This window comes from Actinomycetes bacterium, from assembly GCA_036510875.1.
GTDB lineage: Bacteria > Actinomycetota > Actinomycetes > Prado026 > Prado026 > DATCDE01.
The window spans coordinates 1-5,253 of sequence record DATCDE010000372.1 but is presented as its reverse complement, the minus strand read 5'-3'; the positions used below and the strand labels follow the sequence as shown (position 1 = coordinate 5,253).

Sequence of the window (5,253 nt, the reverse complement as noted above, 5' to 3'; positions counted from 1 at the left end):
TACAGCAAGCACCTGCACATCTTCCTGGCCCCGATCAACGTGTTCTTCTCGCGGCGGCCGAACGCGCTCGGCCCGCTCGTGCCGATGTACTCCGGCGGCCAGCCGATCAACTTCGAGGACCCGGGCGAGGACGACGTCTTCGGCGTCGGCAAGGTCGAGGACTTCACCTGGAAGGGCATCCTCGACTTCGCCACCTGCACCGAGTGCGGCCGCTGCCAGAGCCAGTGCCCGGCGTGGAACACCGGCAAGCCGCTGTCTCCCAAGCTGCTGATCATGAACCTGCGCGACCACACCTTCGCGAAGGCGCCGTACCTGCTCGCCCAGTCGCACCCGACCTACCTGGCCTCAGGGCCCGGCGGCCCGCAGCCGGCACCGGTCGAGCTCACGTCCTTCTCCGAGGCGGTGCAGTCCGAGGTGGCCCGCGACCTGGTCGGGCCGAACGAGCGCGACGAGCACGGGCACTCCCTGGGCGGCGGCGTCATCGACCCCGACGTCCTGTGGTCGTGCACCACCTGCGGGGCGTGCGTCGAGCAGTGCCCGGTGGACATCGAGCACATCGACCACATCGTGGACGTGCGCCGGTTCCAGGTGATGATCGAGTCGGCGTTCCCGACCGAGCTGGGCGGGCTGTTCAAGAACCTGGAGACCAAGGGCAACCCGTGGGGCATGAACGCCTCCGGGCGGCTGGACTGGGCGGCCGACCTGCCGTTCGAGGTGCGGGTCGTCGACGGCGAGATCCCGGACGACGTGGAGTGGCTGTTCTGGGTCGGCTGCGCCGGCGCCTACGAGGACCGGGCCAAGAAGACCACTCAGGCGGTGGCCGAGCTGCTGCACCTGGCCGGCGTCGAGTTCGCCGTCCTCGGCGAGGGCGAGACCTGCACGGGTGACTCGTCGCGACGCTCCGGCAACGAGTTCCTGTTCCAGATGCTGGCCCAGCAGAACGTCGAGGTGCTCAACGAGGTGGGCGCCAAGAAGATCGTGGTGACCTGCCCGCACTGCTTCAACACGATCCGCAACGAGTACCCGCAGCTCGGCGGGGACTACGAGGTCGTCCACCACACCCAGCTGCTCAACCGGCTGGTGCGCGAGGGCCGGCTCACGCCGGTGGCCCCGGTGGAGGAGAAGGTCACCTACCACGACCCGTGCTACCTGGGCCGGCACAACAAGGTGTACGCCCCTCCGCGCGAACTGGTCACGGCGCTGCCCGGCCTCACCTTCGCCGAGATGCCGCGCAACGCCGACCGCGGGTTCTGCTGCGGTGCCGGTGGCGCTCGGATGTGGATGGAGGAGAAGATCGGCCAGCGGGTCAACGAGGTGCGGACCCAGGAGGCGATCGACACCGGTGCGGACACCGTGGCGGTGGCCTGCCCGTTCTGCAAGGTCATGATCGGGGACGGCGTGGGCGCCTTGCAGCCCGACCTGGACAAGGCGGCCCAGACCCAGGTCATGGATGTCGCCCAGCTGCTGCTCCGCTCCGTCCAGCGCGCCTGACCCTGACAACTGTTCAGACCTGGGTGCGGTGGAAGTTCTGGAAGGACCGGGACGGCGTCGGTCCGCGCTGGCCCTGGTAGCGGGAGCCGTAGACCGCTGAGCCGTACGGGTGCTCGGCCGGCGAGGACAGCTGGAACAGGCACAGCTGGCCGATCTTCATGCCGGGCCACAGCTTGATCGGCAGGGTGGCCACGTTGGACAGCTCGAGGGTCACGTGCCCGCTGAAGCCCGGGTCGATGAAGCCGGCCGTCGAGTGGGTGAGCAGCCCGAGCCGCCCGAGTGAGGACTTGCCCTCGAGCCGGCCGGCGATGTCGTCCGGCAGGGTCACGATCTCGTAGGTCGAGGCCAGCACGAACTCCCCCGGGTGCAGGATGAACGGCTCGTCGGTGTCCGGCTCGACCAGCCGGGTCAGGTCCGGCTGCTCGACCGCCGGGTCGATGTGCGGGTACCGGTGGTTCTCGAACACCCGGAAGTAGCGGTCCAGCCGGACGTCGACCGACGACGGCTGGATCATCGAGGGGTCGTACGGGGCCAGCCCGACCTTTCCGGAATCGAGCTCGGCGCGGATGTCGCGGTCGGAGAGCAGCACGGCGGCGAGGCTACCGCCCCGGCCCGGCCGGCCGCCCCCCGCCGTACCCCCCGGCGACCCCCACGATCTCCTCCCGCAGCTGTTCGATCCGTCCGAGCAGGCTGACACTGTCGACGACGCCGTGCACCGAGGGCTGGCCGGCGGTGACCACGGTCAGCGCCGTCGACAGCCGCTCCTGCAGCTCGGACGACGCGTCCAGGAGTGGCCCGCCCCGCAGCCGGCGGCCGAGCAGGTCCGCGAGCTGCTGCAGCAGGTCGGCCAGGGTGTCCCGGCGCAGCAGCGGGAGCGGCCCCGGCCGGTCGTACAGCTGGTCGACGTTAAGAGTGATCGCCCGGGCCTGCAGCGACACCCGGCGGTGCCAGCCGAGGTCGGCGGCCAGCCCGGCGACGCGCTCCCTGTCCCGGCGAGCCCACGGGTTGAACCGGACCGACTCGACCGCGGCCACGACGCTGCCAGCCGTGACGTCGTCCTGGTGGCGCAGGCTGTCACCGACCAGGTTGACGAACGCGTGCCGCTCCGCCCAGCCGACCTCCCGCGGCTCGGCCCTGAGGTGCTCCACCACGATCTCCAGCGACCGCCGCACGGCCGCCGTCCAGTCCCGCATGGCGGCCAGGGCCGGTTCCACCTGCGCCCGCTCAGGGACGACCAGGGCGATGGCGATTCCGACCGCACCGCCGATGACGCAGTCGACGAGCCGCCACAGCCCGTAGCCGCGGGCGGTGGGCCCGAGCAGCAGCACCAGCAGGACCGAGAAGGACACCTGCACCCGTCCCGCCGGAGCAAGGGGCAGCCGGCCAGCGACCGCGAACGCGGCCAGGGCCCCGAGGAACACCACGAAGACGTTGCGGCCGCCCACGTTGACGAGGACCTGGGCGACGGCGACACCCACGGTGTTGCCGACGATCGTCTGGATGCCCTGGGCGATCGTGCTGTAGACGCTGGCCTGCACGGTGAGCATGGCCAGGATGGGGGCGAAGACTGCCGAGGCGTTGCCGCTGAGCTGCTCGGCCAGCCCCCACGCCACGGCCGCGGCGACCGCGGCCTTGAAGGCCGTGAGCCAGGTGGGTCGGCCACTGCTCGGCGCGGTCAACAGATCACTGAGCGGGGCGAGGACGCCGGCGTCCGCTGAGCCCCTCCCGACCGGCGTTGCCATGCCGGTAGAGTAGGCGGGCCGCGGCGGCCGAGCCGCCCGCGCGGGTGTAGTTCAATGGCAGAACATCAGCTTCCCAAGCTGACAGTGCGGGTTCGATTCCCGTCACCCGCTCCAGTTCCAGGTCCAGGGGATCTTCGCAAAGAGCGCGATGCTTCTTCGCGGATTGGCTGACGGGTGCGGTGCACCAGGCGCCGGGGGCAGGCGTTCACGCCGGGAAGCTTGCCGTGACGACGGCTGCGGTGTCCGGTGCGTCGTGTCGCCAATGTGAGCCGAGTTCCCGCCCACCACTGAGGGAGGCGATCACAGGCTCCTTGACGGGGGCGGCAGGGCAGCTGGTCCAGCAGACGGACTGCCTCCCGCAGAGAACCAGCGAGCCTCCAGGATCGAGCCGTCCGGATCGGCGTTCACGGTCGACGACGAGCTCACCAGCCGAAGGCCGCTCACCGCCACCACGAGACCGGTCTCCTCGGCGAGCTCACGGACCGCGCCCTGAGCGGGCGTCTCGCGAGCCTGAACCGTGCCGCTGGGGATGTTCCAGTAGTGCCCACCCCAGTCATCGCGATGCTCCCGCACGAGAGCGACGCGATCTTGGTGGGCGGTGTACCGCCGCGAACGCCTGGCGGACCGTGTCGTTCGTCCCGTTCGCGGCCGGTGTGAGGCCGGTCACTTGCGCTGGTTACCGGCGGGTAGCATCATGGATGTTACTGACGGGTAATCATTGCGCTTCGCGCGGTCCGAGGAGTCAGAACCATGGGGCACTACAAGTCCAACCTGCGTGACATCGAGTTCAACCTGTTCGAGGTCCTCGGCCGCCAGAACGTGCTGGGCAGCGGCCCGTACGCCGAGATGGACCTAGCGACCGCCAAGTCGATGCTCGCCGAGGTCGAGCGGCTGGCCGTCAACGAGCTGGCCGAGTCCTTCGAGGACGCCGACCGGCACCCGCCGGTGTTCGACCCGGCCACGGGCTCGGTCACCATGCCCGAGTCGTTCAAGAAGTCGTACCGCGCCTACCGCGACGCCGGCTGGACGAACCTGGACCTGCCGGCCGAGATGGGCGGCACACCGACCCCGCCGTCGCTGCGCTGGGCGCTCGCCGAGATGGTCCTCGGCTCGAACCCGGCCGTGCACATGTTCACCTCCGGTCCCGCGTTCGCCCACGTGCTGTGGGAGCTCGGCACCGAGGAGCAGAAGCACTGGGCGCAGGTCTGTGCCGAGAAGGGCTGGGGCGCCACCATGGTGCTCACCGAGCCGGACGCCGGCTCGGACGTGGGCGCCGGTCGGTCCAAGGCGGTCCTGCAGGCGGACGGCAGCTGGCACATCGAGGGCGTGAAGCGGTTCATCACCTCCGCCGAGCACGACCTGGAGGAGAACATCTTCCACCTGGTGCTGGCCCGCCCCGAGGGCCACGGGCCGGGCACCAAGGGCCTGTCCCTGTTCTTCGTCCCGAAGTACCTCGTGGACTGGCAGACCGGCGAGCTGCAGGGCCGCAATGGCGTGTACACGACCAACCTCGAGAAGAAGATGGGCCTCAAGGCCTCGACGACCTGCGAGCTCACCTTCGGCGAGAAGCAGCCGGCCGTCGGCTGGCTGGTCGGTGAGGTGCACGAGGGCATCGCCCAGATGTTCCGGATCATCGAGTTCGCCCGGATGATGGTCGGCACCAAGGCCATCGCGACGCTGTCCACCGGCTACCTCAACGCGCTCGACTACGCCAAGAACCGCGTCCAGGGCGCCGACCTGGCCCAGATGACCAACAAGACGGCGCCCCGGGTCACGATCACCCACCACCCCGACGTCCGCCGCTCGCTGATGACGCAGAAGGCGTACGCCGAGGGCATGCGGGCGCTGGTGCTGTACACCGCCAGCATCCAGGACGACATCGCGATCAAGGAGGCGGCCGCCGAGGACTACGAGATCGACGACCGGCTCAACGACCTGCTGCTGCCGATCGTCAAGGGGTACGGCTCGGAACGCTCCTACGCGATCCTCGGCTCGGAGTCGCTGCAGACCCTCGGCGGGT

At 69.9% G+C, this 5,253-nt stretch carries 4 protein-coding genes, 1 tRNA gene and 1 pseudogene; 3 read left to right on the top strand and 3 right to left on the bottom strand.

Features of this window, described 5'->3' with window-relative positions; translation table 11 throughout:
- Nucleotides 1–1,491, top strand: a 1,491-nt coding sequence (locus VIM19_21210; protein ID HEY5187349.1) for a (Fe-S)-binding protein, incomplete at its 5' end; no start/stop codon positions are given.
- A 13-nt stretch (nucleotides 1,492–1,504) separates the two neighbouring features.
- Here the strand turns inward: VIM19_21210 and dcd are convergent.
- Both dcd and VIM19_21200 read right to left on the bottom strand, forming a co-directional pair.
- A complete protein-coding gene (gene dcd, locus VIM19_21205) occupies nucleotides 1,505–2,080 on the bottom strand; it encodes a dCTP deaminase (protein HEY5187348.1) in 576 nt (191 codons plus the stop codon).
- Nucleotides 2,081–2,090: 10 nt separating this feature from the next.
- On the bottom strand, nucleotides 2,091–3,233 hold the full coding sequence (locus VIM19_21200; protein ID HEY5187347.1) for an aromatic acid exporter family protein: 1,143 nt from the start codon (nucleotides 3,231–3,233) through the stop codon (nucleotides 2,091–2,093).
- Between the two features lie 40 nt (nucleotides 3,234–3,273).
- On the opposite strand from VIM19_21200, the gene VIM19_21195 reads away from it, so the two are divergent.
- Nucleotides 3,274–3,347: transfer RNA gene (locus VIM19_21195), tRNA-Gly, on the top strand.
- 186 nt (nucleotides 3,348–3,533) lie between these two features.
- On the opposite strand, the pseudogene VIM19_21190 reads toward VIM19_21195, so the two are convergent.
- A pseudogene (locus VIM19_21190) lies at nucleotides 3,534–3,812 on the bottom strand (NUDIX hydrolase).
- Between the two features lie 171 nt (nucleotides 3,813–3,983).
- Between VIM19_21190 and VIM19_21185 the strand changes: the two are divergent.
- A partial coding sequence (locus VIM19_21185) for an acyl-CoA dehydrogenase family protein (protein ID HEY5187346.1) occupies nucleotides 3,984–5,253 on the top strand: 1,270 nt, incomplete at its 3' end.